25 protein-coding genes and 1 riboswitch are annotated in these 26,085 nt (G+C 71.9%); of the genes, 15 read left to right on the top strand and 10 right to left on the bottom strand.

What is annotated here, in order from left to right; genetic code table 11:
* Positions 1 to 46 precede the first annotated feature (46 nt).
* Entirely contained in the window at positions 47 to 685 is a 639-nt protein-coding gene (locus O3S82_RS11390) for an FMN-dependent NADH-azoreductase (protein WP_269302921.1), read from the top strand.
* 62 nt (positions 686 to 747) lie between these two features.
* Here O3S82_RS11390 and O3S82_RS11385 read toward each other — a convergent pair whose 3' ends face one another.
* From O3S82_RS11385 to O3S82_RS11375, 3 genes are all read right to left on the bottom strand, one after another.
* Positions 748 to 3,453, bottom strand: a complete 2,706-nt coding sequence (locus tag O3S82_RS11385; protein WP_269302920.1) for an Ig-like domain-containing protein — start codon at positions 3,451 to 3,453, stop codon at positions 748 to 750.
* 125 nt (positions 3,454 to 3,578) lie between these two features.
* Positions 3,579 to 4,799: a fibronectin type III domain-containing protein gene (locus O3S82_RS11380; RefSeq protein WP_269302919.1), complete on the bottom strand. Its 1,221-nt coding sequence runs from the start codon at positions 4,797 to 4,799 to the stop codon at positions 3,579 to 3,581.
* Between the two features lie 30 nt (positions 4,800 to 4,829).
* Entirely contained in the window at positions 4,830 to 6,287 is a 1,458-nt protein-coding gene (locus O3S82_RS11375; RefSeq protein ID WP_269302918.1) for a dicarboxylate/amino acid:cation symporter, read from the bottom strand.
* Positions 6,288 to 6,446: 159 nt separating this feature from the next.
* Positions 6,447 to 6,571: riboswitch (SAM riboswitch) on the top strand.
* A 16-nt stretch (positions 6,572 to 6,587) separates the two neighbouring features.
* Between O3S82_RS11375 and O3S82_RS11370 the strand changes: the two genes are divergently transcribed.
* Positions 6,588 to 7,937: an aminotransferase class V-fold PLP-dependent enzyme gene (locus O3S82_RS11370; RefSeq protein ID WP_269302917.1), complete on the top strand. Its 1,350-nt coding sequence runs from the start codon at positions 6,588 to 6,590 to the stop codon at positions 7,935 to 7,937.
* A 21-nt stretch (positions 7,938 to 7,958) separates the two neighbouring features.
* On the opposite strand, the gene O3S82_RS11365 is transcribed toward O3S82_RS11370, so the two are convergent.
* Genes O3S82_RS11365 through O3S82_RS11355 form a run of 3 tightly spaced genes read right to left on the bottom strand, consistent with a single transcriptional unit; the run spans position 7,959 to position 10,151 of the window.
* Entirely contained in the window at positions 7,959 to 8,666 is a 708-nt protein-coding gene (locus O3S82_RS11365) for an HNH endonuclease family protein (RefSeq protein WP_269302916.1), read from the bottom strand.
* Between the two features lie 45 nt (positions 8,667 to 8,711).
* Positions 8,712 to 9,200: a GNAT family N-acetyltransferase gene (locus O3S82_RS11360; protein WP_269302915.1), complete on the bottom strand. Its 489-nt coding sequence runs from the start codon at positions 9,198 to 9,200 to the stop codon at positions 8,712 to 8,714.
* A gap of 42 nt (positions 9,201 to 9,242) precedes the next feature.
* Complete coding sequence (locus O3S82_RS11355; RefSeq protein ID WP_179423837.1) at positions 9,243 to 10,151, bottom strand: LysR family transcriptional regulator; 909 nt, start codon at positions 10,149 to 10,151, stop codon at positions 9,243 to 9,245.
* Between the two features lie 146 nt (positions 10,152 to 10,297).
* Between O3S82_RS11355 and O3S82_RS11350 the strand changes: the two genes are divergently transcribed.
* The 6 genes from O3S82_RS11350 (at position 10,298) to O3S82_RS11325 (ending at position 15,452) form a co-directional block, all read left to right on the top strand.
* Positions 10,298 to 11,329 (top strand): ABC transporter substrate-binding protein, encoded by a 1,032-nt coding sequence (locus O3S82_RS11350; RefSeq protein WP_269302914.1) that lies wholly within the window; start codon positions 10,298 to 10,300, stop codon positions 11,327 to 11,329.
* A gap of 10 nt (positions 11,330 to 11,339) precedes the next feature.
* Positions 11,340 to 12,152: an ABC transporter ATP-binding protein gene (locus O3S82_RS11345; protein WP_269302913.1), complete on the top strand. Its 813-nt coding sequence runs from the start codon at positions 11,340 to 11,342 to the stop codon at positions 12,150 to 12,152.
* Complete coding sequence (locus O3S82_RS11340; RefSeq protein WP_179423843.1) at positions 12,145 to 12,987, top strand: ABC transporter permease; 843 nt, start codon at positions 12,145 to 12,147, stop codon at positions 12,985 to 12,987. The genes O3S82_RS11345 and O3S82_RS11340 overlap by 8 nt, the downstream gene beginning before the upstream one ends.
* Before the next feature lie 26 nt (positions 12,988 to 13,013).
* Positions 13,014 to 14,366 carry an LLM class flavin-dependent oxidoreductase gene (locus O3S82_RS11335; RefSeq protein WP_269302912.1) on the top strand — a complete coding sequence of 451 codons (1,353 nt, stop codon included), beginning with the start codon at positions 13,014 to 13,016 and terminating at the stop codon, positions 14,364 to 14,366.
* Between the two features lie 64 nt (positions 14,367 to 14,430).
* Positions 14,431 to 14,949, top strand: coding sequence for an NADPH-dependent FMN reductase (locus O3S82_RS11330; protein ID WP_269302911.1), 519 nt, complete (start codon positions 14,431 to 14,433; stop codon positions 14,947 to 14,949).
* Complete coding sequence (locus O3S82_RS11325) at positions 14,946 to 15,452, top strand: flavin reductase family protein (protein WP_269302910.1); 507 nt, start codon at positions 14,946 to 14,948, stop codon at positions 15,450 to 15,452. The genes O3S82_RS11330 and O3S82_RS11325 overlap by 4 nt, the downstream gene beginning before the upstream one ends.
* A 1-nt stretch (position 15,453) precedes the next feature.
* Here the strand turns inward: O3S82_RS11325 and O3S82_RS11320 are convergent, their stop codons facing one another.
* The 3 genes from O3S82_RS11320 to O3S82_RS11310 form a co-directional block, all read right to left on the bottom strand.
* Complete coding sequence (locus tag O3S82_RS11320; RefSeq protein WP_269302909.1) at positions 15,454 to 16,371, bottom strand: DMT family transporter; 918 nt, start codon at positions 16,369 to 16,371, stop codon at positions 15,454 to 15,456.
* Positions 16,372 to 16,537: 166 nt separating this feature from the next.
* Positions 16,538 to 17,143, bottom strand: coding sequence for an MBL fold metallo-hydrolase (locus tag O3S82_RS11315; protein WP_269302908.1), 606 nt, complete (start codon positions 17,141 to 17,143; stop codon positions 16,538 to 16,540).
* A complete protein-coding gene (locus O3S82_RS11310) occupies positions 17,143 to 18,243 on the bottom strand; it encodes an S-(hydroxymethyl)mycothiol dehydrogenase (protein ID WP_269302907.1) in 1,101 nt (366 codons plus the stop codon). Before O3S82_RS11310 ends, O3S82_RS11315 begins: the two co-directional genes overlap by 1 nt.
* 160 nt (positions 18,244 to 18,403) lie before the next feature.
* Here O3S82_RS11310 and O3S82_RS11305 point away from each other — a divergent pair, with 160 nt between their 5' ends.
* From O3S82_RS11305 to O3S82_RS11295, 3 genes are all read left to right on the top strand, one after another.
* Positions 18,404 to 19,561, top strand: a complete 1,158-nt coding sequence (locus tag O3S82_RS11305) for an HNH endonuclease (protein WP_269302906.1) — start codon at positions 18,404 to 18,406, stop codon at positions 19,559 to 19,561.
* 62 nt (positions 19,562 to 19,623) lie between these two features.
* Complete coding sequence (locus O3S82_RS11300) at positions 19,624 to 21,048, top strand: AlkA N-terminal domain-containing protein (RefSeq protein WP_269302905.1); 1,425 nt, start codon at positions 19,624 to 19,626, stop codon at positions 21,046 to 21,048.
* Positions 21,045 to 21,506, top strand: coding sequence for a methylated-DNA--[protein]-cysteine S-methyltransferase (locus O3S82_RS11295; RefSeq protein ID WP_269302903.1), 462 nt, complete (start codon positions 21,045 to 21,047; stop codon positions 21,504 to 21,506). Before O3S82_RS11300 ends, O3S82_RS11295 begins: the two co-directional genes overlap by 4 nt.
* Positions 21,507 to 21,529: 23 nt before the next feature.
* Here the strand turns inward: O3S82_RS11295 and O3S82_RS11290 are convergent, their stop codons facing one another.
* A complete protein-coding gene (locus O3S82_RS11290; protein WP_078698542.1) occupies positions 21,530 to 22,240 on the bottom strand; it encodes an IclR family transcriptional regulator in 711 nt (236 codons plus the stop codon).
* 56 nt (positions 22,241 to 22,296) lie between these two features.
* On the opposite strand from O3S82_RS11290, the gene leuC reads away from it, so the two are divergent.
* The 4 genes from leuC to O3S82_RS11270 are packed head-to-tail and all read left to right on the top strand — an operon-like array spanning position 22,297 to position 26,083.
* A complete protein-coding gene (leuC, locus tag O3S82_RS11285; protein ID WP_179423863.1) occupies positions 22,297 to 23,694 on the top strand; it encodes a 3-isopropylmalate dehydratase large subunit in 1,398 nt (465 codons plus the stop codon).
* An 11-nt stretch (positions 23,695 to 23,705) separates the two neighbouring features.
* The gene (gene leuD, locus O3S82_RS11280; RefSeq protein ID WP_269302897.1) at positions 23,706 to 24,305 is read left to right on the top strand and encodes a 3-isopropylmalate dehydratase small subunit; all 600 of its coding nucleotides are present in this window, start codon (positions 23,706 to 23,708) and stop codon (positions 24,303 to 24,305) included.
* A gap of 42 nt (positions 24,306 to 24,347) precedes the next feature.
* On the top strand, positions 24,348 to 25,082 hold the full coding sequence (locus tag O3S82_RS11275) for a lysophospholipid acyltransferase family protein (RefSeq protein ID WP_179423867.1): 735 nt from the start codon (positions 24,348 to 24,350) through the stop codon (positions 25,080 to 25,082).
* Positions 25,082 to 26,083 carry an NAD(P)H-dependent glycerol-3-phosphate dehydrogenase gene (locus O3S82_RS11270; protein WP_179423869.1) on the top strand — a complete coding sequence of 334 codons (1,002 nt, stop codon included), beginning with the start codon at positions 25,082 to 25,084 and terminating at the stop codon, positions 26,081 to 26,083. The genes O3S82_RS11275 and O3S82_RS11270 overlap by 1 nt, the downstream gene beginning before the upstream one ends.
* Positions 26,084 to 26,085 lie beyond the last annotated feature (2 nt).

Here is a 26,085-nt window from a genome sequence, read left to right as displayed (position 1 = left end):
GGTTGGACGTAGGGTCGACTTGAACATTCAACTCAAGGAGACCCGCATGACCCTGCTTCGTGTCGACGCCAGCATCCAGGGCCCGGTGTCCGCCAGCAGCGCGCTGGCCGATCTCGTCCTCGACGAGTTCACCGCCGCCCGGCCCGAGGTCCCGGTCGTGCGCCGTCACCTCGGCCAGCATCCTCTCGGAGCCGAGGTGTGGAGCGGTGCCATCGCCGGCAGCTACACGCCCGAGGAGGACCGCAACGCCGCCCAGCGCGAGGCGATCGCCCTCGCCGAGCAGGTCGCCGACGAGCTGCAGCAGGCCTCGCTCGCCGTCCTCGCGATGCCGCTCTACAACTTCGGCATCTCCCAGCACGCCAAGACGTGGATCGACGTCGCCCTGGCCGGCGCCCCGCAGGGCACGCGCCTGCTCGAGGGCACCCCGACCGTCCTGGTGACCACCCGCGGTGGCGCCTACGGCCCCGGCACCCCGTGCGAGGGCTGGGACCACAACACCGACTTCCTGCGCCGGATCCTGGTGGACATCTGGGGTGCCGACCTGACCGTCGTGGAGCGAGAGTTCACCCTCGTCGGCGTGAACCCGGCCCTCGACGAGTTCACCGAGATGGCCTCGATCATGCGCAAGACGGCCGAGGAGGCCGCCACGTCCGCGGGCGCCGACCTCGCGGCCCGCGCCGCCTGAGTCCCCCAGACGCGAAGGGGCCCCGACCGTCACCGGTCGGGGCCCTCGCTCGTGTCGGACGGTCAGCCCTTCACCTTGATCTTCTTGCTGGCGGTCTTGCCGGCGTAGGCCGTGTTGCCCAGGTACGACACCTTGGCGCTCCACGTGCCCTTCGTCAGCTTCGGCAGCTTGACCGTGGCCTTGCCCGAGCGGACGGTGCCGACGACGGTCTTCGTGCTCGAGCCGCGCTTGAGCACGATCCGGACCTTGCCCGACGCCTTGGGCAGGCCGCTCGGCGTCGTGACGGTCACCGTGGCGACGGTGGCCTTCTTGGCGCGAACAGTCTTGCGGGGCTTCAGAGAGACGCCTCGCACGGCCGCCTTGGCCACCGTCACGCGTGCCGTGGTGCTGGCCGCCCGGACGTTGGCGTTGCCGCCGTAGACGATCGTCAGCGCGTAGGCCTTCGGCGTCAGGGTGCGCGGCAGCGAGACGTTGGCGCGACCCGCGGCGTCGAGGCGACCGACGTACGACGTCCCGCCGGCGGTCACCGTGACGGTGCCGGTGGGCGTGACGCCCGCGGGACCGGTGACGGTGGTCCGGACGACCGGAGCCGTGCCGTAGCGGGTCGCGGCGACCGTGGCCTTCAGCGTGGCGTTCGCCTTCGCGACGACGAGCTCCGCCGCCTCGGACTCCGACGCGCCGTACTTGTCGTCACCGGTGTAGCGGGCGACGAGCGAGTGGCGACCCGCCGGCGTGGTGGCCGGCAGCGTGAAGGTGGCCGTGCCGTCCTCGATCGCGGCCGTGAGCGGCTCGCCGGGCAGGCCGGTGAGTCGCACCGAGCCGGTGGCGCCCTCGGTGACCGTGGCGGTCACCGAGCCGCCGGCGCCGTGGGTCACCGACGCCGGAACGCTGAGCGTCGTGGTGGACGGATCGCCCGCGACCGCGAACGAGACGGACGCCTGCGAGGGCTCGATCACGTCGCCGCGACCGAGGTAGCGGACCGTCAGGTCGGTCTCGCCGGCCGGCTGGGCCGGGAGCACGATCGAGGCGGTGCCGTTGCGCTTCAGACGCGCCTGGCCGACCTTCTGGCCACCGTCGAAGACAGCGACGAAGCCGGACGGCTTGCCGGTGTCGGAGACGAGCGGCGTGTTGGCGTTGGCCGAGTTCAGCGAGATGAACGGCGCGTAGCCGGCCGCGGCGACCGAGACGTCGAGCGTGGGCGTGCCGCCGACGGAGACCGGGCCGACCTCGGCCACGCTGGTGGTGCTGGCGTGCGCCTGCTTCGCGAACCCGCGGAAGACCGTGTGGATCTCGTCGATGGCCTCCTTGGCGAACGCGCGCTGGCTCTGCAGGGAGTTCGCGCCCGTCTCGCTGGTGGGGTTCAGCGCGCCCCGGAGGGTCGGGTCGCCCTTCTCCAGATCACGGCCGGCGACGTACCACCACTCGGTCATGTGCTCGGTGTGTCCGCCGTCGTCGTTGCGACGGATCGCCTGGTCGACGACCGGAGCCGGGTTGCCGAGCGCGTCGACGTGGTCCTTGTTGTACGTCAGCACGTGACCGACCTGGATCTTGCGCGCCTGGCGCAGCTCCTTGGTCGTGTCGCCGCCGGGGTAGTACGAGACGGCGTTGACGCTGCCGCCGCCGAGGTCGGCGACGTCCTGCGCCGTGCGGTACTGCGTGGACGCGTTCGGCAGGTACGTGTTCACGAGGTCGCCGTACAGGTGCGACGGACGCGACGCCTTCAGGGTGCCGTCCTCGGTCGTCGCGGCCGCGTTGTCGCGGATGTGGCCGAGGTCGGAGCCGCCGTTGCCGGTGGAGAACAGCGAGAAGTCGAAGTTGTAGACCGTCTTCACGCCGTACTGCTGGGCGTCCGCGTTCACGTCCTTGATGATCGCGCGGGTGTTGTGGCACCACGTGCCGCCGAACAGCAGCGGGATGTCGCCGGGCTTGCCGAGCAGGTGGATGAGCTCGGGGTAGGTGAGCGTCTGGATCCGGAAGCCGTCCGTGCCGTCGGCGTCGGTCAGGATCTGGCCGCCGTGCGTCTCCGCTGTGGGGTACGACGCGCTGTGGCGGCGGTTGACCTCGTCCTTCTGGAACTGGAAGTTCGTGTTGGTGGCGTAGCTGGAGACGCTGCCGAGCACGTCCTCGACCTGGTCCTCGTACGCCGCGACCTCGGTCGGGGTGTCGAGGTCGGCTGCGGTCTTGGCGCCGCCCAGCGCGGCGACGATGCGGTCCTCGACACCGCCGTCGACGCGGTCCTTGTTGTAGACGAACAGGTACGGGTCGCTGGCCGCGTTCTTCGTGAACGAGGTCTGCGCGTCCTTGTTCAGGTAGTCGGTGATCAGCCGGTTGCCGACGTTGCCGTAGAACGTGCGGCCGGCCTCGTTGAGGCCGGAGCGGCTGAGGTCCCAGACGTTCAGGGTGTCGCCATCGAGCTTGGGCGTGAAGTTGTAGACCTTCGAGATGCCCTGGGCCTTCGCCACGCGGTTGACGTGCGCGATCGTGGCTTGGCTCGACGGGTCGGACGGGTCGCCGATGAAGAAGGCGATATTGCCGGTCTGGTTCTTCAGCAGGTACTCGAAGCGCTCGATCGTCACGGTCTCGAAGACGCTGTTCGCGCCGAGGTCGTCGTACACGTCGTCGAAGTAGTCCACGGTGACGCCGAGGGAGGGGACGGGCGCCGCGGCGTGCGCGGTGGTCGTCGCCAGGCCCAGCAGCGAGGCCGTCAGGGCCCCGACCGCGGCGGCCGCGAGTCCGCGCCGCACGGGGCGCCGGAGGGAGGTGGTCATGGTGGTGTCGCTTTCTCCTGCCACACTGGGCAGGCCGATTCAGGGGAGTGTTCTCGTGGGTCGGTGGGCTGGATCGCCGGGCGTGTGCATGTCGGGCGATCCAGCCGTCCTGCACATCGCCGTGGTCAGGCGATCACCTCCGCCAGTCGCGTGCGCGCCGCACGACGGCGGCCGGTCAGCACGTGCCACGTGAGCGACGCGACGCCGGCCAGCGCGAGGACGACCAGGATGGCCAGGCCCGTGTGCGGCGGGACGGTCTCGGCGACCTCGGTCACCGCGGCGGCCGCGGCCACCTCGGCACCGCCGACCTCGACCGGCGTGCTGGAGATCTCGGTGCCGTCGAAGAGGACGACCAGCGAGTGCTCGCCGGCCTCGACCGTCTCGGGGATCGTGACCGCGGTCGTGAACCCGCCGTTGGCGTCGGTGGCGACCGTGCCCAGGACCACCGGGGTGGAGTGCAGCTCGAGGGTGAGCTCGGGGACGTCGGCGGCGAAGCCGGTGCCGGTCACGGTGACCGCGGCGCCGGGCTCGAGGTCGCCGGTGACGGCGACCGTGCCGACGACCTCGGTGACCGGCTTGCCGACCGTGGCGATCTCCGACGGCGGAGAGGACGGCGACTCGCCGGCCTCGTTCACGGCGCGCACCGCGGCGCGGTAGGTGCCGTCGGGCAGGTCGGAGAACGTGTGGGTCGTGGTCGCGGCGTCGAGCTGCACCGGGTCGGCGCCGCTGAAGCGCAGGACGTAGCCCGTGACGCTCTCGAGCTCGGCGTCGGGGCCGGCCTGCCACGTGACCGTGACGTCCTTGCCGTCGACCGTCAGGACCGGCGCGGCGGGCGCGGACGGCGCGCCCTCGGCGACGACCTCGTTCTCGTCGACACCCAGGCTGTCGGTGGTCGTGGTCGGCGCACCCGTGTCGACCGACTTCTTCGTCGTCGGCTTGGTCGTCGGCTTCGCGGTGGGCTTGGCGACGGGCTTGGCGGTCGGCTTCGTCGTGGGCTTGGCGGTCGGCTTCGGAGTCGGCTCGGCCTTGATCTCGTCGGCGTACTTCACGTCGTTCGGGTTGCCCTGCCAGATGCCCGTCTTCCGGCTGGGCAGGACGTACTTGCCGTCGTCGTCCTGGTAGCAGCCGCTGATCGGCGTGCACCACTGGTCGGCGGGCAGGGCATCGAGGGCGCGACCCATGTCGTCGTTGAGGCACGGCTGGTCGTCACCGCCGTCGACCCAGGTGATGCTCGCGGCCTTCGCGGGCACGAGCAGGCCCTGTCCGGAGAGCAGGATGGTCGTCGCGAGCGCGAACGCCAGGAGCAGGTGCAGCGGCCGGGGCAGGCGCAGGGACTTCGAGGTCACGAGGACTCCTTCGGTGGGGGGGGTGCGGGGTCAGCGGGTGGAGCCGAGCGGACGGCGCTCGGTGGGACGGTCGTCGATCGAGCAGGCGCCGACGGGGACGCCGCGGGCCACGGGGATCTCGCCGACCGCGGCCTCGAGGCGCTCCTTGGCCGAGGCCTCGTGCGGGACGACGGCCTCCTTGCGGCCGGCGAACACGTCGTCGTCGAGACGTCCGACGCGGCGAGCCACCACGGTGGCCGCGACCGCGGCGGCGGTGACGTTGGTCATCGTGCGCGCCATGTCGACGATCGCGCTGATCGGCAGCGTGAGGATGACGACCTCGAGCGGCAGGCCGGCCGCGGTGAGCACGGTGGTGGCCACGATCGTGGCGGTGCCGGGGACGCCGGCGGTGCCGATCGACACCAGGAGGCACAGCACGACGAGCAGCGCGTAGTCCGCCAGCCCGTAGGACAGTCCGAGGCCGTTGATGGCGTAGACCGCGAGCATGATCGGCCAGATGCCGGCGCAGCCCGGCATGCCGATCGTGGTGCCGAGCGGCGCGGTGAAGCCGGCGACGTCGGACGGGACGCCCACGCGCTGGGTCAGCACCGTGGTGGTGACGGGCAGGGTGCCGGCGCTGCTCTGCGTCGTGAACGCGGTGCTCTGTGCCGGGAAGATCTTGCGGAAGAACGCGAGCGGGCTCACGTGGGCGGCGCTGCGCAGGATCACCGCGTTCACGACGAACGTGTGCACGAAGCAGGCGACGTAGCCGACCACCAGCAGGCCCAGCAGCGAGAGCAGTTGGTCGCGGCGGCCGACCGCGGAGGAGGCGGCGCCCGCCGTCAGCACGAGGACCGCGTAGGGGGTCAGGGCGATGACGTAGCCGACGGCCCTGTAGATGATGACGCGGCCGGCCTCGACGAGGTTCAGGAACGGCGCGACCGTCTTCGGCGACCGCTCCGCGACGACCGCGGTGGCCACCGCGACGAGCAGCGTGAAGACGATGATCGGGATGATGTTGTTCTCCGAGACGTCCTTGACGATGTTCGTCGGGAAGAACCCGATGAAGACCTCGGCGAACGGCTTCTGGATCTCGTCGAGCGAGCGGGTGTCGACGCCGGCGGTCTCGAGGTCGGCGTTCTTGCCGATCCCCAGCTCGAGGGTGAGCCCGAGCGTCAGCAGGATGGCGATGAGGTTCATGCCGAGCAGCCACGCCGTGGACGAGAGGCCGATCGTGCGGAGCTTCGCGGTGGAGCCGAGCGACGTCACGCTGGACAGGATGGACACGATCACCAGCGGCGCGACGATCGCCAGCAGCAGGTTGATGTAGATCCGCCCGAGCGGTGCGAGGTAGTCGACGTGGTCGCGGAAGACGACGCCGACGGCGGCGCCGACGACCAGCGCCCCGATCGTCAGCACGGCGAAGTTCACGCCGATGCGGCCCAGGACCCACACGCCCGCGAACAGGCCGAAGGTCACGGCCAGGGCCACCAGGTTCCACGTGTCCACGCGGCTCCTCCTCGAGATCGGCGCGGGTCGGATCCCGGGCGCTGATGGTGATCCTGTCGGTCGGTGAGCGCGCCGAATGACGATCTCAACTAATGGGACGGCGTCCGCATGATGAGATTTGTCGTGGTAGTCCGAGCCGACTGGCAGGCTCTCGCCCACGGTCACGAGTGCCAGCCGCGTCCTCGACGCACAGCCCCGGCTTGCTGGTCGGCAACCCTCCGTCGCGGCGGGGTGCTCCGGGTGAGGACCGGGCCTCGGCCGACCGGCCGGGGCAAGCGCGAGTCACCCCGGAGGTCCTCCATGTCGTCTGTCCTGTCCCACGCCGACTGCCCGCTGCTGCCCCTCGTGGGCGCCGACGTCACCGTCCCCCTCGTCGACGGCCGGTCGGTGCGTCACGTCAATCTCGACGGCGCGGCCAGCGCGCCCGCGCTGGCCTCCGTCGCCGAGCGCGTGAACGCCGTGCTGCCCTGGTACGCCAGCGTCCACCGCGGCGCCGGCTACGCCTCGCAGGTGTCGACCGCGCTGTACGAGCAGGCGCGCGAGTCCGTCGGCTCGTTCGTCGGCGCGCGGTCCGCCGACGTCACGATCTTCACGCGCAACACCACCGATGCCACCAACCTGCTGGCGGGCGCGGTGCCCGGGCGGGTGCTGGTGCTCGACGTGGAGCACCACGCGAACCTGCTGCCGTGGCGGCGCAGCCTCGGCGGCTGCGAGGTGCTCGGGGTCCAGGCCACCGTCGGTGCCACCCTGAAGGCGCTCGCCTCGGTGCTGTCGCGGCGTCAGATCAGCCTGCTGTCGGTCACGGGCGCCTCGAACGTCACGGGGGAGTCACTGCCGATCGACGCGGTCGTCGACCTCGCCCACCGGTACGGCGCGCGGGTCTTCGTCGACGGCGCGCAGCTGCTGGCCCACCGGTCGCTCTCGCTGGCCGAGTCGGGTGTCGACTACGTCGCCTTCTCCGGCCACAAGGTGCATGCCCCGTTCGGCGCGGGTGCGCTCGTGGGCCGTCCTGACTGGCTCGAGGGGATCGAGCCGTACCTGGCCGGTGGCGGGGCGGTGCGGCGGATCACCGACGAGGACGTCGAGTGGACCGACGGGCCCGCCCGGCACGAGGCGGGCACGCCGAACCTCGTCGGTGCCGTCGCCCTGGCGGCCGCAGCGGAGGCGCTGTCGTCGCTCGAGCCCGACGAGGTGGCCGCGCACGAGTCCTCGCTGCGCTCGCGACTGGTGGAGGGCCTGCGCGAGCTCCCCGGCGTCGACGTCGCGCGGATCTGGTCGGACTCGGCCGAGCCGATCGGCGTGGTGACGTTCCGCCTCGAGGGAGTCGATCCGGGTCTGCTGGCGGCGTTCCTGGCGGCCGAGCACGGTGTGTCCGTGCGTGACGGCCGGTTCTGCGCTCACCCGCTGCTCGACCGACTCGGCTGGGGCGACGGCGCGGTCCGGGCGAGCATCGGCGTGGGCAGCCGCGCCGAGGACGTCGAGCGCCTCCTGTCCGGCGTGCGCGCCTGGGTGGCGGGGGAGCGCGCGGCCGAGTACCGCCGCGAAGCCGGGGTGTGGGTCGTCGTGGACGACCCCCGCCCGACTCCGGCGTCCCTCGACATCGACCGCCTCGTCGCCACCGCGGCGGCCTGCGCGCCGGTCACCGTCTGACCGCCGCGCCGGCGGAGGGCGTCAGGCGGGCGACGGCGTGGGGCAGGTGTCCAGCATCGAGGCCAGGGCGCGGGCCTCGCTCGTGTCGACGGCGAGGTCCCAGCGCTGCTTCACGTCGATCCAGCGGGTGGCGTAGGCGCACTGGAAGGCGGCCTTCGGTCGCCAACCGGCGGGGTCCTGCGAGCCCTTCGAGGCGTTCGTCGGGCCGTCCGCCGCCACGAGCGACGGCGGGTCGTTCGCGAACCGTGAGCGTCGCTCGGCACTCCACGCGTGCGCGCCCGAGACCCAGGCCTCGGCGAGCGGGACGACGTGGTCGATCTGGATCGCCTGGGCCTGACGCTGGTCCTTGAGGTCGTCGAACTCCAGGCGCGTGCCGTGGTACGGGTCCGTCCATGTCCCCGCGATCACGTCGTGCGGGCACGAGCGCTGCACCTGGACGACGACGGTGCCCGGCACCGCGTCGCGCAGCAGCACGTCGTCGCGCTGGTTGCAGCCGTTACGGTCGACGTCCCGCCACGCCGGACCGAAGGCCTCGCGGTCGTAGGCAGGCACGCGCGGGCGGCGGTCGACGGTGCGCAGGGCGTCGAGCGCCGAGCGCGCCTCGGCCGGCTCGAGCGTGGGCGCCGGCGCGACCGCGGCGTCGTCGCCCGCGGACTCGACGAGGTCGAGCAGCTCGCACCCCGCGAGCGGGACGAAGAGCAGCGAGAGCAGCACGGACGGCAGACGCACGGGGCCACTGTGGCAGGTGGGTCCGACACAGGGAGTCGTCCCCCGTCAGGGCGCGTCGGACTCCAAGGGCCGCTTGAACCCCTCGTGGCTCGCCGTGTAGCCGAGGGACTCGTAGAAGCGGTGGGCGTCGGTGCGGCGCTTGTCCGAGGTCAGCTGCGCGAGGGTGGCCCCGCGAGCCGCGCCCCACGCGTGGGCCCAGCCGATCAGGGCGCGCCCGAGCCCGGAGCCGCGGGTCGACGACGCCACGCGGACCGCCTCGATCAGCAGCCGCTTCGTCCCGCCGCGCGACAGCCCGGGCAGCAGCGTCAGCTGCATCGTCGCGACGAGCACGCCGTCGTCGTCGCGGACCGCCACCAGGAGGTGCGCGTCGTCCCGGTCGACGTCGCGGAACGCCTCGACGTAGGGCGCGAGATCCACCGACTCGCGACCCGCGCCGATCTCGTCGTCGGTCAGCAGCGCGACGATGCCGGGCACGTCCGGCTCGGCGGCGCGCTCGAGCGCGAAGGTGCGGCCGTCCAGCGTGAGGGTGTCCATGCCGCCAGTCTCACAGCCCGCGGACGACGGGAGCGCTCGGCGTCAGGCCGGCTCGCTGACGTACCGCGTCGCGTGGTGCACGAGGAGGTCGTGGAGGTCCTGCGCCGCCTTCGTCGGCCGGGCGCCGCGGCGGCGCAGCAGGGCCATCCGGATCACGGTGCCCTCGTCCTCGATGGGGCGGAACGCGAGCCGCGTGCTCGCCTCGCGCAGGTCGAAGGACGTGAAGTCGGGCATGAGCGAGACGCCGATCCCCGAGGAGACCATCTGCTGGCACACATCGGCGCTGTCGGCGGTGTGCCACTTCAACGGCGGCGAGTCACCGAAGACGCGGTGCGCCACCCGGTGCATCAGGTAGCCGGGGCGGGCGCCGACGAAGACCTCCTGGCGCAGGTCGTCGACGGTGACGGTGGCGCGCTCCGCGAGCGGGTGGTCGGCGGGCAGCACCGCCACCGGCCGGCCGTGGAACAGCTCGGTCGCGACGAGGTCGGGGTGCACGTCGTCGCCGGGCAGCAGCGTCACGAGGCCGAGATCGAGCGAGCCGTCGCGCAGGCCGTCGCGGACCTCGCCGTGACGCAGCTGGCGCAGGTCGACCGAGGTGTGCTCGTGGTCGAGCTCGTGCCCTCGCAGCGCCGGCAGGACGAGCGCGGTGACGCCGAAGTAGACACTGCCGACGCGCGTGGGCCGGTGGAACTGCGACTCGCCGCGAGCGGCGGCGCGCAGCCGGTCGACGGCGTCGAGGACCTCGAGGATCCGCGGCAGCAGCTCCCGTCCCGTGCCGTTGATGCGGGTGCCCGAGCGGTGCCGGTCGACGAGCGTCACGCCGAGCTCGCGCTCGAGCTTGGTGACCGCCTCGCTGAGCGCCGGCAGCGACACGTGCAGGTGCTCCCCGGCGCGACGCAGCGAGCCCTGCTCGCTCACCGCCCTGACGTATTCGAGCTGCTCCAGTCGCATGCTCACCTCCCCGTTGACGGGCGACGCTACGTGATCGGCGACGCCTGTCGGGTGATCTCCCGCGTCGTGAGATGGGGCCGGACCCGGTGCCGGCGTTCGTAGCGTCGTCGACACGCAACAGCGCCCCTCACGAGAAGAAGGCACTCATGACTCACGTCCGTTCCCACCGGTTCCTCCGCACCCTGGTCGTCACCGCGGCCGCCGCGCTCGCCGCGACGGGCCTGACCGCCTGTGGCAGCGCCGGCGCGGACTCGGGGAAGGAGGAGACCACGATCCGCTACCAGAGCTACGCGGGCGCGGTCGACGCGTTCCTGCTCGCCGACGCGCTCGGCGAGTTCGAGGGCCTGACGCTCAAGCGGGTCGGCGACGTCACGGGCGGCCCGCAGGCCCTCCAGGCGCTCGTCTCGAACCAGACCGACATCGGCGGCTCCGCCTTCTACGGCGCGATCGCCCAGCTCGTGGCCACGGGCGCGCCGATCAAGGCGGTCATCCCGTTCTACGGCTCGAACGAGACCACGAACTCGCAGCTCGTCGTCCTCGACGAGTCGCCGATCCAGGACGCGAAGGACCTCGTCGGCAAGAAGATCGCCGTCAACACGCTCGGCGCGAACGCCGAGGCCGTGCTGGACACGTGGTTCGACCAGGAGGGCCTCAGCCAGGCCGAGCAGGACAAGGTCACGCTCGTCCCGCTGCCGCCGCTCAACATCCCCGAGGCCCTCGGCAGCGGCAAGATCGACGCCGCCGTCGTCAGCTTCCTGGGCAAGCGCCAGACCGAGGCGCAGTACGAGATCCGCACGCTGCACCGCGACATCGACGTCGTCGGTGCCCCGTACGCCGGCGGCGGGCTGACGCTGCGCAACGAGTTCATCGAGAAGAACCCGAACACCTCACGCCAGCTCGTCGAGGGCGTCGCCGCGGCGATCGAGTTCATCGAGACCCACGACAAGCAGGAGGTCTTCGACGTCTACTTCCCGTACCTGGAGAAGGAGGGCTACGGCGACTACATCGAGCCGATCAAGACCAACTTCCCCGGCACGCTCGGCATCGACGCCAAGCCCGTCATCCACGACGAGGACATCTCCCGCTGGGTCGACTGGCTCGACAGCCGCGGCGACATCGACGCCAAGAAGCTGAAGATCTCCGACGTCTACACCAACGAGCTCAACCCGAACGCCTGAGGAGGCAGCCATGAGTTCACGCATCGAGCTGAGGAACGTCGGCCAGACCTTCTGGGTCCGCGGCGACGAGGACAGGAAACTGCGCGAGTTCGTCGCGCTCGACGGGCTCGACCTGGACATCCGGGCAGGGGAGTTCCTGACCCTCGTCGGCCCGTCCGGCTGCGGCAAGTCCACCGTGCTCGACCTGATCTCGGGCCTGGCGACGCCGACGTCCGGCACGGTCACGGTCGACGGCACGCCGATCACGGGCCCCGGCCTCGATCGCAGCGTCGTGTTCCAGCAGTACACGCTGCTGCCGTGGCGCTCGGCCGCGGCGAACATCGAGTTCGCCCTCGAGGCCAAGGGCGGACTGTCGAAGGCCGAGCGGGCCTCGACCGCCCGCGAGTACCTCGACCTGGTCGGCCTGGGCGAGTTCGCGAACCGCTACCCGCACGAGCTCTCGGGCGGCATGAAGCAGCGCGTGGCCATCGCGCGCAGCCTCTCGTACCAGCCGCAGGTCCTGCTGATGGACGAGCCGTTCGGCGCGCTCGACGCCCAGACCCGCGAGCGCCTCCAGGAGGAGCTCGTCCGGATCTGGGAGCACACCGGCACGACGGTCGTGTTCATCACGCACGACATCGAGGAGGCCGTGTTCCTGGGCCAGCGCGTCGCCGTCATGAGCGGTCGCCCCGGGCGGATCAAGAAGATCGTCACGATCGACCTCGACCGGTCGGGCGCCCACGACGAGGACGTCCGCGCGACGCCCGCGTTCACCGAGCACCGGCACCACATCTGGTCGCTGTTGCGCGAGAAGACCGCCGCGAAGGAGCTGGCCCATGTCTGACCTGCTGACCGAGCGGACCGCCGCGCGGCCCAACCCCCGCCAGGAGGAGGCCGCCAAGGCCCGTGCCGCCTCGCCCGGCCGCGACCGTGCGGTGGCCGTCGCTCGGGGCGCCGCCGGCCTCGTCGCCCTCGCCCTGGTGTGGGAGCTCGCTCCGCGCATCGGGCTGGTGGACGCGTACTCGATCCCGCCGCTGCACGTCGTGCTGCAGGAGTGGTGGTCGATGGTGCTCGACGGCGAGCTGTGGCGCCACGTCTCGGCGAGCCTGCAGCGCTCGGTGATCGGCTTCGCCCTGGCGATCGTCATCGCGATCCCGCTGGGGGCCGCGATCGCCTGGTACCGCCCCGTGCGCGAGTTCTTCACCCCGTCGCTCGAGCTGTTCCGCAACACCGCGGCGCTGGCGATCCTGCCCGTGTTCATCCTGCTGCTCGGGCTGGGGGAGACCTCGAAGATCGCGATCGTCCTCTACGCCTGCTTCTTCCCGATCCTGCTGTCGACGATCGCGGGCGTGTCCAGCGTGGACCCGCAGCTTCTGCGGTCGGCGCGGGTGCTCGGGCTCTCGCCCGTCGCCACGTTCCGCAAGGTGGCCTTCCCGGCGGCCGTGCCCACGATCTTCACCGGCATCCGCATCTCGGGCGCCGCCGCGATCCTGGTGCTCATCGCCGCCGAGATGATCGGCGCGGACGCCGGCCTGGGCTTCCTCATCAACTACGCGCAGTTCAACTTCCTCATCCCGAAGATGTACGCCGCGATCCTCACCACCTCCCTCATCGGCGTGGCCGTCAACTACGGACTCGTCGCCCTCGAGCGCCGCTTCTCGCGGTGGCGCGCCCTCTGACCCCTCCTCCCGGAAGAGAGATCCCCATGACTCGTCAGCTCAGCCTCAACGCCTTCCTGCACGACACCGGCCACCACGAGGCCTCGTGGCGTCACCCCGACTCGGCCGTCGACCGCATCCACGACATCGACTTCGACACCACCAACGCGCAGATCGCGGAGGAGGCGAAGTTCGACGCGATCTTCTTCGCCGACGCCCCGGGCCTGTGGGCGGCCACCCCGTTCCGGCCCGCCGGGCACCTCGAGCCGATCACGCGGCTCGCGGCGATCGCGGCGCGGACCGAGCGGATCGGCCTGATCGCCACCGCGTCGACCACGTTCTACGACCCGTACAACCTCGCGCGGCTGTTCTCCTCGCTCGACACGATCTCGCGCGGCCGCGCCGGCTGGAACATCGTGACCACCCAGTCCGAGGCGGTCGCGCGGAACTTCAGCCTGTCCGAGCTGCCCAGCGCGTCCGAGCGCTACATCCGGGCGCAGGAGTTCATCGACGTCGTCACGAAGCTCTGGGACAGCTGGGAGGACGACGCCGTCCTGGCCGACCGCGAGTCGGGACGCTTCTTCGACCCCGAGAAGGTCCACTCGATCCACCACGTCGGCAACCACTTCCAGGTGGAGGGGCCCCTGTCCCAGCCGCGCTCGCCGCAGGGTCGTCCGGTCTACGTGCAGGCCGGATCGTCGAACGACGGTCGCGCCTTCGCCGGCCGCAACGCCGAGGCGATCTTCACCGCCCACCAGACGCTCGGCGACGCGCAGGCGTTCTACGCCGACATCAAGTCGCGCGCGGCGGCGTTCGGCCGCTCGCCCGACGACGTGAAGATCCTGCCCGGCCTCAGCCCCTTCGTGGCCGACACGCAGGCCGAGGCCGACGAGCTCCAGCGGTACGTGAACTCGCTGACCGTGCCCGCCTACGGCATCGCGCAGCTCGAGGGACTGGCCGGCGTCTCGCTGGCGCACCTCGAGCTCGACGAGCCCGTGCCGCTCGACGTCTTCGGCCAGGCCGGCGACGTCCTCGACAACAACCGCAGCCGCCTGCAGGTGATCGCCAACATCGTCGAGCGCGACCGCCTGACGCTGCGCGAGCTGCTGCACCGGCTGGCCGGCGCGCGCGGCCACCACGTCGTCGCCGGCACGCCCACCCAGGTGGCGGACATCATCACCGAGTGGTTCCAGAACGGCGCCGCCGACGGCTTCAACGTCATGCCGCCGCTCTACCCGCAGCTGCTGCAGGAGTTCACGCAGAAGGTCGTCCCGATCCTCCAGGATCGCGGCCTCTTCCGCACCGAGTACACCGGATCCACGCTGCGCGACCACTTCGGGCTGTCCCGTCCGAACTCGCTGTACGGCGCGGAGGCGCAGCAGGAGGCTCACGTTGTCTGAGAACGACAGAGTGTCTGAGAACGACAGAGTGTCTGAGGACAGCAGAGTGTCTGAGGACAGCAGAGTGTCTGAGTACGGAGACGCCGTCCGCACGGCCGTGGTCGTGGGCAACCCGAAGGCTGCCTCGCGCACGCTCTCGGCCGCCACGCACGTGGCGCGCGAGCTCACGGGCGGCGAGCCCGACCTCGTGGTCGACCTCGCCACCCTCGGCCCGGCCGTCCTCGACGGGGGCTCATCCGAGGTGACCGAGCTCGTCGCGCAGGTCGGGGGGGCCGACCTCGTGGTCGTGGCCTCGCCGACCTACAAGGGGACCTACACGGGACTGCTCAAGGTGTTCCTCGACCGGTTCGCCGGCGGCACGGGACTGCGCGGGCTGGCGGTGCCGCTGCTGCTCGGCGCCGGCCCGGGCCACGCGCTCGCGCCCGAGCTCACGCTGCGGCCGGTCCTCACCGAGCTCGGCGCCACGGTCCCGGGCCGGGGCCTGTTCGTCCTGGACTCCCAGTACGGCGACCCCGGCGCGTACGAGCCGTGGCTCGAGGCCACCCGGCCCGTCGTGCGGGGCCTCCTGCAGGCGGTCGCATGACCGCGTTCTTCCCCACGAACCAGGACCTCGACGCGGGACGCCTGCGGTCGGCGTTCGGCAATTTCCCCACTGGCGTGGTGGCGGTGGCCGCCGAGGTCGACGGCAAGCCCGTCGGCCTCGCGGCCAGCAGCTTCACCAGCGTGAGCCTCGACCCGCCACTCGTCTCCATCAACCTGGCCGCCACGTCGAAGACCTGGCCCGACCTGCGCCGGGCCGAGCGGCTCGGCGTCACGGTGCTGGCCAGCCATCACGGACCCCTGTGCCGGCAGCTCGCGGGCCCGGTGGAGCAGCGCTTCGAGGGGATCGAGTACAGCGTCAGCCCCGAGGGGGCGATCTTCGTCGACGACGGCATGGCCACGTTCGACACGACGATCCACCGGGAGGTGGAGGCCGGTGACCACGTCCTCGTGCTGCTCGAGCTGCACGCGGTCGACCACCGCGTCGACGGGGGACCGCTGCTGTTCCACCGCAGCGCCTTCGGCCGGCTGGCCGTCGCGGAGTAGGTCAGGCCGCGACCGGCTGGTCCTCCTCGGGGCGCAGCGCGACCACGGCGCACAGGATGAGCACCGCCCCGACGAGGCCGGCCGGTCCGAGCCGCTCTCCCAGCACCACCGCGGCGAGCGCGGCGGCCGAGATCGGCTCGACGAGGGTGGCCACCGTGGCGGCCGAGCCCGACGTGGTGCGCAGGCCCGCGTAGAGCAGGCCGTAGGAGAGCGCCATCGTGGCGATGCCGAGGTAGGCCAGCAGCGCCAGCGACCCGGGGGAGGTGCCGGCCACCGGCTCGCCCGAGGCGACGGCCAGCACGAGGAACGGTGCCAGCAGCACCGCACCCGCACCGGTGGCGCACGTGGTGAGGGCGACGGGCTCGAGACGCGGCGCCAGCACGTGGCCCAGCACCGTGGTGGCGGCGTAGGTGGCGCCCGCGGCGACGGCGAGCACGAGCCCCAGCACGGGACGGTCGGCGGGGGCGGCGGTCCCGTGCCCGGCGGTCGCGCTGATCAGCACGAGTCCGGTCAGCGCGGCCGCGAGGACCGCGACGTCGCGCACGCCGGGTCGGGTCCTCGCGCGCAGGTGCTCCCACGTCGCGGCGAGGACGGGAGCCAGTCCGAGGGAGACCACGGTCGCCACGCTGACGCCGACCATGAGCACCGAGACGAAGTAGAGGCCCTGGTAGATCGCGGTGCCGCAGCCGATGACGATCGCGGTCACGGGGTGCTCACGCAGGACGGTGCGCACCGTCCCGAAGCGCCTCGTCAGCACCACGAACGCGACCAGCGCGACCGCCGCGATGAGCATGCGCCACGCGCTGACGGTCATCGCACCGACACCGTCGCGCTCGTGCAGGACGGTGACGACGAGGCCGCCCGTGCCCCACAGCACGCCCGCCGCGCAGACCTGCAGCAGTCCGAGGCGCGCGTTCACGCGCCCAGACTAGGGTCCGCCCCCTCTGGGTCACGCTGGTGGGCGGTGAGAGGTGAACCCTTCCGCGCACCCTCCGGTCAGCCGTCAACCGAAAGAGGGCCTCGTTCGGTTGACGGCTGACCGCGGTCGGGCGGGAAGGGTTGAGGGCTCACCGGCCTCTCGAGACCTACGTCCGGTCGCGCTCCGCGCCGATGGTGGTGTCCTGGCCGTGGCCCGTGTGCACCACGGTCTCGGGCGGCAGCGTGAACAGCCGCTCGGCGATCGACGCGCGGATGACGTCGACGTCGCTGTACGAGCGACCCGTCGCGCCCGGCCCACCGTGGAACAGGGTGTCGCCGGTGAAGACGCAGCCCAGCTCCTCCGCCAGCAGGCACGTCGCGCCCGGCGCGTGGCCCGGCGTGTGGATCGCGCGCAGCGTGGTGCCGGCGACCGCGATCTCGGTGCCGTCGACGAGGTCCTCGTCCCAGGTGGCGTCGGGGTGCGTGAGCTCCCAGAGCGGACGGTCCTCCGGGTTCAACCAGATCGGCGCACCGGTGCGCTCGCGCAGCTCGGGCGCGATGCGGCAGTGGTCGTCGTGCGCGTGCGTCAGCACGATCGCCGTGAGGGTGCGACGGCCGATCAGGTGCAGGATCGCGTCGACGTCGTGCGGCGCGTCGATCAGGACGCACTCGCTGTCGTCGCCCACGATCCACACGTTGTTGTCGACGTCGAACGTCTCGCCGTCCAGGCTGAAGGTGCCCGAGACGACGCCGTAGTCGAGGCGCGCGCCCATCAGAGCACCACCACCGAGCGCAGGACGTCGCCGTGGTGCATCTTCTCGAACGCGGCCTCCACGTCCTCGATGCCGATCTCCTCGGTGACGAACGCGTCGAGGTCGAGGCGACCCTGGCGGTACAGGTCGATGAGCATCGGGAAGTCGCGGCTGGGCAGGCAGTCGCCGTACCAGCTGGACTTGAGTGCGCCGCCGCGTCCGAAGACGTCGATCAGGGGCAGCTCGGGAACGGTCATGTCGGGCGTCGGGACGCCGACGAGGACCACGGTGCCGGCGAGGTCACGGGCGTAGAAGGCCTGCTTCCAGGTCTCGGGGCGACCGACGGCCTCGATCACGACGTCCGCGCCCTCGGCGCCCTCGTAGGTCTCGGCGCAGATGCGCTTGATCTCCTCGACCGGGTCCACCTTCGACGAGTCGACGGTGTGGGTGGCGCCCATCTTGGTGGCCGCCTCGAGCTTCGCCGGGTCGATGTCCACGGCGATGATCGGGCTGGCTCCGGCCAGGGCCGCACCCGCGACCGCGGCGACGCCGACGCCGCCACAGCCGATGACGGCGGCGGAGCGTCCGCGGGTGAGGGCGCCGGTGTTGATGGCGGCCCCGATGCCGGCCATGACGCCGCAGCCCAGCAGGCCGGCCGCGGCGGGCCGGGCCTCGGGGTCGACCTTGGTGCACTGACCGGCGGCGACGAGGGTCTTCTCGATGAACGCGCCGATGCCCAGGGCGGGGGAGAGCTCGGTGCCGTCCTCGAGCGTCATCCTCTGCTTGGCGTTGTGCGTGGCGAAGCAGTACTGGAGGTCGCCGCGCTTGCACGCGCGACACTGGCCGCAGACCGCGCGCCAGTTGAGGACCACGAAGTCTCCGGGCGCGACCTCGGTGACGCCCTCGCCGACCGACTCCACGACGCCGGCCGCTTCGTGGCCCAGCAGGAACGGGAACTCGTCGTTGATGCCGCCCTGACGGTAGTGCAGGTCGGTGTGGCATACGCCGCACGCCTGGATCGTCACCACGGCCTCGCCCGGGCCCGGATCGGGGACGTTGATGGTGACCAGTTCGACCGGCGCGTCCTTCGCGCGGGCGATGACGCCCTTGACCTGCTGCACGGCTGTCTCCTTGCTTCGGGGGTTCACCAGCGAGCCTGCCAGAGTGACGCGTGAGGCGCGAACGGCCGGTGTGCGCTCGGCGCAGGCGGGCGACGTCCGCGCATTGAGACGGGAGGAGAAAGGACGCATGAATCGAACATATGAGCGATAGGATCGACGCATGCAGTCGGGGGACGCGGAGCTGGTCGAGGTCATGCGCCGCTGCGCGTCCGCGCTCCAGTCGGTGACGTGCTCCGTGTCCGACGAGGCTCGCGCGCTGGCGGCCCTGCGTGACGCCGCCGAGGCGGCCCTCGCCGAGCGGCTCGAGGAGATCGACCGGACGAAGGCCTTCGTCGCCGAGGACGCCTCCAGCACCACCACCTGGGCGCGCCGCGAGCTGCGCCAGGACGCCCGCCGCACGCGCCAGCTGATCCGCGCCGGCGTCACGATGCGCGAGCTGCCGGCGGTGGGCGAGGCCGCCCGCGCCGGGCGGGTCTCGTCCGAGCACGTCGCGCGGTTCTCCTTCGCGCTGGCCCACGTCGACGAGGCCGAGGTTCGCCGTGTCGAGGCGCACCTCGTCGCCGTGGCCGAGCTCCACCCGCCGTCGCGTGTGAAGTCGCTCGTCGACCGACTGCGCTCGGTCGTGCACGCCGAGGAGCTGGACGAGGCCTGGATCGCCGGCGCCGACAAGGCGCACCTCAGCCTGAACCCGCTGCCCGACGGCTGGCACGTCACGGGGTTTCTGCCCATCGAGGTCGGCGCGAAGCTGCAGGCCGTGCTCGACGCCGTCGCGGTGCCGCGCGAGGCCGGCGACCGGCGCACGGCGTCGCAGCGGCGCATCGACGGACTCGATCTGGTGCTCACCCGGGTGCTGGCCGAGGGTCTGCCCACCGACGGCACCGTCCGTCCGCAGGTGCACGTCGTGGTCGACGCCGGCACGCTCCAGCGTGCCCTCGCGCCGGACACCGCCAGCGCGTTCGAGCCGGTCGAGCCCGCGGTCCTGCAGGGCTTCGGCCATGTGGGCCCGAACCTGCTGGCCCACCTCACGTGTGGGGCAGATCTGGTGCCGGTCCTCGTCGACCGGATCGAGGCCAACCGCACGGTCCTCGACGTCGGTCGCCGTCATCGCGACGCCACGCCGAAGCAGCGCCACGCGGTCTGGTTCCAGCAGGCCGGTCGCTGCGCCACCGAGCACTGCCGGAACACCGTCGACCACGTCCACCACCGACGGCGATGGTCTGACGGTGGCCCGACCGACCTCGCGAACCTCGTCGGACTCTGCAGTGCCTGCCACCGTCATGAGCACCGGCACGACGTCGCTCTCGCCCGCGCGGGCTGAGGGCCGACGGTCGTGTCCGATTCCCGCGAGAACTGTCATGCCGGGTGGGTCAGGATGGAGCCATGGAACCGAGCGACTGCTACCGCGCCGTGAGCGCGCGCGACGCCCGGTTCGACGGCGTCTTCTTCACGGCCGTGCGCACCACGGGCATCTACTGCCGACCCTCGTGCCCGGCCGTCACGCCCCGGCAGGCGAACGTCACGTTCTACCCGTCGGCGGCGGCCGCCGAGCGCTCGGGCTACCGCGCCTGCCGTCGCTGCCGGCCCGACAGCACGCCCGGCTCGCCCGAGTGGAACGTCCGGGCCGACGTCGTGGCGCGGGCCGTCCGGATGATCGGCGACGGCGTCGTCGAGCGCGAGGGCGTCAGCGGCCTGGCCGACCGGCTCGGCTACAGCGAGCGCCAGGTCAACCGGCTCGTCACCACCGAGCTCGGCGCCGGACCTCAGGCGATCGCCCGCAGCAACCGGGCACGCACGGCGCGGATCCTGCTCGAGACCACGACGATGCGCGCCGCCGACGTGGCGTTCGCGGCGGGCTACGGCTCGGTGCGGCAGTTCAACGACTCCATCCGCGAGTCGTTCGACCTCACCCCGCGCGAGCTGCGCGCGCGGTCGCGCCGCTCCAGCCATCCCGGCGCGGGCCGGATCCAGCTGGAGCTGGCGCTGCGGCCGCCGTTCCAGGGAGCCGCGCTCCTCGACTGGTTCGCGCCCCGCGCCATCGAGGGCGTCGAGCAGGTCGACGGTCGTACGTACGCCCGCGTCCTGAACCTCCCGCACGGCGTCGGCGCGGTCGAGCTCACCCTGCACGACGAACGCGTCTCGGCCGAGCTCGAGCTGACCGACCTGCGCGACCTCGCCCCGGCGGTGCAGCGGTGCCGTCGGCTGCTCGACCTCGACGCCGATCCCGCCGCGATCGACGAGGCCCTGTCGGCCGACCCGCTGCTCGCGCGTCTCGTGCAGGAGGCGCCCGGCATGAGACTGCCCGGCCAGGTCGACGGCTTCGAGATGGTGATGCGCGCGATCGTCGGCCAGCAGGTCTCGGTGGCGGGCGCGCGCACGATCCTGGGTCGGGTCGCGCGCTCGCGCGGGACCGAGGTCGACCTCGAGCTCGCCCACCGCCACGGCCTCACCCACGCGTTCGCCACGGCCGAGTCCGTCGCCGAGGCGGCGCCCGAGGAGTTCGCGATGCCGCGTGGCCGTGCCGCCGCGATCCTCGCCGTCGCCCACGCGGTGGCCTCGGGCGACCTCGACCTGCACCCCGGAGCCGACCGCGCGGCCGCGCGCGAGCGGCTGCTCGCGGTCCGGGGGATCGGCCCGTGGACCGCCGACTACGTCAGGATGAGGGCGCTCGGGGACCCCGACGTCCTGCTCGACACCGACCTCGTGCTGCGCCGCGTCCTCGCGCGCGAGGGACTGGACCGGACGCGCACCGAACGGTGGCGACCTTGGCGGTCGTACGCCTCACTGCACCTGTGGAGGGTCGCATGAAGACACGCTGGATGGACTCGCCCATCGGGGGCCTGCGGCTGCACGTCGACGCCGGGCTGCTCACCGCGATCGACTTCGGGGCCGAGCCGCGCGGCGAGCGCGTCGACGACGCACTGCTCGAGGCCGCCGAGCACCAGCTGGAGGAGTACTTCGCCGGCGGCCGCCGCGAGTTCGACCTCCCGGTGGCTGCGGACGGCACCGAGTTCCAGAAGAAGGTCTGGGCCTACCTGCGCACGATCCCGTACGGCGAGACCGTCACGTACGGACAGGTCGCGACCGACCTGGGCTACCAGCCCGGCATCTCCCGCGCGGTGGGCGCGGCGAACGGGGCCAACCCGATCCCGATCGTCGTGCCGTGCCACCGCGTCATCGGGTCGAACGGCAAGCTCACCGGCTACGCCGGCGGGCTCGACCGCAAGACCACGCTGCTCGAGCTGGAGCGACCTGGCCTCTTCTGAAGGAGTGGAGCGGCGCCGAGACGTCAGCGGCGCAGGTTCTGCGACAGCCGCTCGGCGGCCGCCACCACGGCGGGCGCGTGCATGCGGCCGGGCTGGCGGGTGAGCCGCTCCAGCGGACCGGAGACCGACACGGCCGCGACGACCTTGCCGCTGGGGGACCGGACCGGCGCCGAGACCGAGCCCACGCCGGGCTCGCGCTCGCCCACGCTCTGCGCCCAGCCGCGCTTGCGCACGGCCGACAGCTCGGCGGCGGAGAACGTGGCCTTCATGAGGCCCTTGTTCATGCGCTCGGGGTCCTCCCACGCGAGCAGCACCTGGGCGGCCGAGCCGCCGGACATCGTCAGCTGGCTGCCGACGGGGATCGAGTCGCGCAGGCCGGTGGGCCGGTCGGCCGCGGAGACGCACACGCGGTGGTCGCCCTGGCGGCGGAACAGCTGGGCAGACTCGCCCGTGATGTCGCGCAGGCGGGCCAGCACGGGGCCGGCGGCGGCGAGCAGGCGGTCCTCGCCGGCAGCGGCGGCCAGCTCGGACAGGCGCGGGCCTAGGATGAACCGACCCTGCATGTCGCGCGCGACGAGCCGGTGGTGCTCCAGGGCGACCGCGAGGCGGTGAGCCGTGGGCCGCGCCAGTCCGGTGGCCGTGACCAGCCCGGCCAGCGTCGCGGGCCCCGGCTCCAGGGCGGCCAGCACGAGGGCGGCTTTGTCGAGAACGCCGACTCCGCTAGAGTTGTCCATGTCTTGATACTGCCGTATCGCATTGTGAGACGCAACCCCCGAAGTGAGAGTGAATCATGGGCAAGACGCTCGCCGAGAAGATCTGGGACGACCACGTCGTCCGTTCCGCGCCGGGTGAACCGGACCTGCTGTTCATCGACCTGCACCTCCTCCACGAGGTCACGAGCCCGCAGGCGTTCGACGGACTCCGCCTCTCCGGACGCGCCGTGCGTCGCCCCGACCTCACCCTCGCCACCGAGGACCACAACATTCCGACGACCGACCTCGACAAGCCGATCGCCGACCCCGTGTCGCGCACGCAGGTCGAGACGCTGCGCCGCAACGCGCAGGAGTTCGGCGTGCGCCTGCACCCGATGGGCGACATCGAGCAGGGCATCGTCCACGTCGTCGGCCCGCAGCTCGGCCTGACGCAGCCCGGCATGACGATCGTGTGCGGCGACTCGCACACCTCCACGCACGGCGCGTTCGGCTCGATCGCCTTCGGCATCGGCACCAGCGAGGTCGAGCACGTGCTCGCCACCCAGTCGCTGTCGCAGGCCAAGCCCAAGATGATGGCCGTCGAGGTCGTCGGCGACCTGCCCGCCGGCTCCACCGCCAAGGACCTGATCCTCGCGCTCATCACGCAGGAGACCACCGGCGGCGGCCAGGGCTACATCGTCGAGTACCGCGGCGAGGCGATCCGTGCGCTCTCGATGGAGGAGCGCATGACGATCTGCAACATGAGCATCGAGTGGGGCGCGAAGGCCGGCCTCATCGCGCCCGACCAGACCACCTTCGACTACATCGAGGGCCGCCCGCACGCGCCGCAGGGCGCCGACTGGGACGCCGCCGTCGACTACTGGAAGAGCCTGGTCACCGACGAGGACGCCACGTTCGACAAGGTCGTCACGATCGACGCCTCGAAGGTCACACCGTGGGTCACGTGGGGCACCAACCCGGGCCAGGGCGTGGCGCTGTCCGGCGTCGTCCCGACCCCCGCCGACTTCGCCGACGCCGACGAGCGCGAGGCCGCTCAGAACGCCCTGCGCTACATGGGCCTCGAAGCCGGCACGCCGATGCGCGACATCGCGGTCGACACCGTCTTCGTCGGCTCCTGCACGAACGGCCGCATCAGCGACCTGCGTCGCGCCGCCGACCTCATCAAGGGCAGGAAGGTCGCCGAGGGCACCCGCATGCTCGTCGTCCCCGGCTCGGTGCGCGTGCGCCTGCAGGCCGAGGAGGAGGGCCTCGACGTCGTCTTCAAGGAGGCCGGCGCCGAGTGGCGCGGCGCGGGCTGTTCGATGTGCCTGGGCATGAACCCCGACCAGCTCACGCCGGGCGAGCGCAGCGCCTCGACCTCCAACCGCAACTTCGAGGGCCGTCAGGGCAAGGGTGGCCGCACGCACCTGGTCTCGCCCGACGTCGCCGTCGCCACCGCCGTCACCGGCCACCTGGCCTCGCCTGCCGACCTCTGAGGACGATCACCATGGACAAGTTCATCTCCCACACCGGCGTCGGCGCCCCGCTGCGCCGCAGCAACGTCGACACCGACCAGATCATCCCGGCGGTCTACCTCAAGCGCGTCACCCGCACGGGCTTCGAGGACGGCCTCTTCGCCGCCTGGCGCAACGACCCGGAGTTCGTCCTGAACCAGCCGGCGTACACGAACGCCACGGTGCTCGTGGCGGGCCCGGACTTCGGCACCGGCTCGTCGCGCGAGCACGCCGTCTGGGCGCTGCAGAACTACGGCTTCAAGGTCATCATCAGCCCCCGCTTCGGCGACATCTTCCGCGGCAACTCCGGCAAGGCCGGCCTCCTCGCGGCGCAGGTCGACGACAAGGTCGTCACGGCGCTGTGGGAGCACCTCGAGGCCAACCCGGGCGCGCAGATCAGCGTCGACCTCGAGTCGCGCACGGTCTCGGCCGGCGAGGGCGTCGACCGCATCGAGGACTCGTTCACGATCGACGACTACACCCGCTGGCGCCTGCTGGAGGGCCTCGACGACATCGGCATCACGCTCGGCCACGCCGACGACATCGCCGCGTACGAGTCCCGTCGTCCGAGCTTCAAGCCCGCGACGCTCTGACGGTTCACTGGCACGGCCTCCGGGTCGTACTAGGGTCATCCCATGTCCCGCACCCGTCCGCTGCCCACCGTGCTGCGGATCGTGGTCGTGGTGCTGCGGCCGATCTTCATGGTGGTCACGAAGCGTGACTGGAAGGGCGCGGAGCACCTGCCGCGCTCCGGCGGTTTCGTCGTCGCCGTGAACCATCTGTCGTACACCGATCCGTTCCTGTTCGGGCACTGGCTCGTCGACCACGACATCCCGCCGCGGTTCCTCGTGAAGGACCCGCTGTTCGCGGTGCCGGTGATCGGGTGGCTGTTGCGCAAGGCGGGGCAGATCCCGGTCTACCGCGGCACGGGCGCGGCCGCGGAGTCGCTGCGCGCGGCCATCCAGACGGTCGAGTCCGGATCCGTCGTGGCGATCTACCCCGAGGGCACGATGACCCGCGACCCCGGCGGCTGGCCGATGTCCGGCCGCGACGGCGCCGTCCGCACGGCGCACGCGGGCGGCGTCCCGCTCGTCCCGGTGGCCCAGTGGGGACCGCAGGAGATCATGTGGCCCTACCGCCGCGAGCTCCGCCTCTTCCCGCGCAAGACCGTCCACGTGCGGGTCGGCGCGCCGATCGACCTCTCGGGTCTCGGCGAGCACCCCACGCAGGAGCAGATCCACGCCGCCACCGAGCGGCTCATGGACGAGATCACCGCGCTGCAGGCGCAGATCAGGGGCGAGTCGCCCACGTCCCCGCGGATCGACGTCCGCACGCTGAAGAAGCCCAAGACCCGATACGAGGAGAGCTGATGGTCACTGCAGCAGTCATGGGAGCCGGGTCCTGGGGCACCGCCTTCTCGATCGTGCTCGCCGACGCGGGCCACGACGTCCACCTGTGGGGGCGGCGCGAGGAGACGTGCGAGAACATCAACGAGCGGCACGAGAACACCGAGTACCTGCCGGGCCAGGAGCTGCCGGGCACGATCCGCGCCACCACCGACCCCGCCGAGGCGCTCGCCGACGCCGCGATCGTCGTGCTGGCCGTGCCGTCCCAGACGCTGCGCCCCAACCTCGAGTCGTGGGGACACCTCATCGAGCCGTCCGCCGTGATGGTGAGCCTCATGAAGGGCGTCGAGCTCGGCTCCCACATGCGCATGAGCGAGGTCATCGCCGAGGTCACGGGCGCCGGTCCCGAGCGGATCGCCGTCATCACGGGACCCAACCTCGCGAAGGAGATCGCCCGGCGCGAGCCCGCCGCCGCAGTGGTGGCGTGCGCCGACGAGTCGGTGGCCCTCCAGCTGCAGAAGTACCTGCACACCACGGCCTTCCGGCCCTACACGAACACCGACGTCGTCGGCTGCGAGCTCGGCGGCACGGTGAAGAACATCATCGGCCTCGCCGTCGGCGTGTGCGACGGCCTCGGCTTCGGCGACAACACCAAGGCGTCGGTCATCACCCGCGGCCTGGCCGAGACGGCCCGCCTCGGCATGGCGATGGGCGCCGACCCGATGACGTTCATGGGCCTGGCCGGCCTCGGCGACCTCGTGGCCACGTGCTCCTCGCCGCTCTCGCGCAACCGCACGTTCGGCGAGAAGCTGGGCCGCGGCATGACGGTCGACGAGATCACCTCGCAGACCCGCCAGGTCGCCGAGGGCGTGAAGTCCTGCGTGTCCGTCGCCGAGCTGTCGGAGATGCACGGCGTCGAGATGCCGATCGTCGAGCACGTCCGCGCGCTCGTCGACGGTCACATGACGCCCACCGAGCTCGTCAACGCCCTCATCAGCCGCTCGGCCAAGCCCGAGACCCGCTGACG

This window comes from Aeromicrobium sp. HA (genome assembly GCF_027171405.1).
GTDB lineage: Bacteria > Actinomycetota > Actinomycetes > Propionibacteriales > Nocardioidaceae > Aeromicrobium > Aeromicrobium tamlense.
The sequence above is the reverse complement of the archived record's forward strand: the minus strand, read 5'-3'. Positions and strand labels throughout refer to the sequence as shown.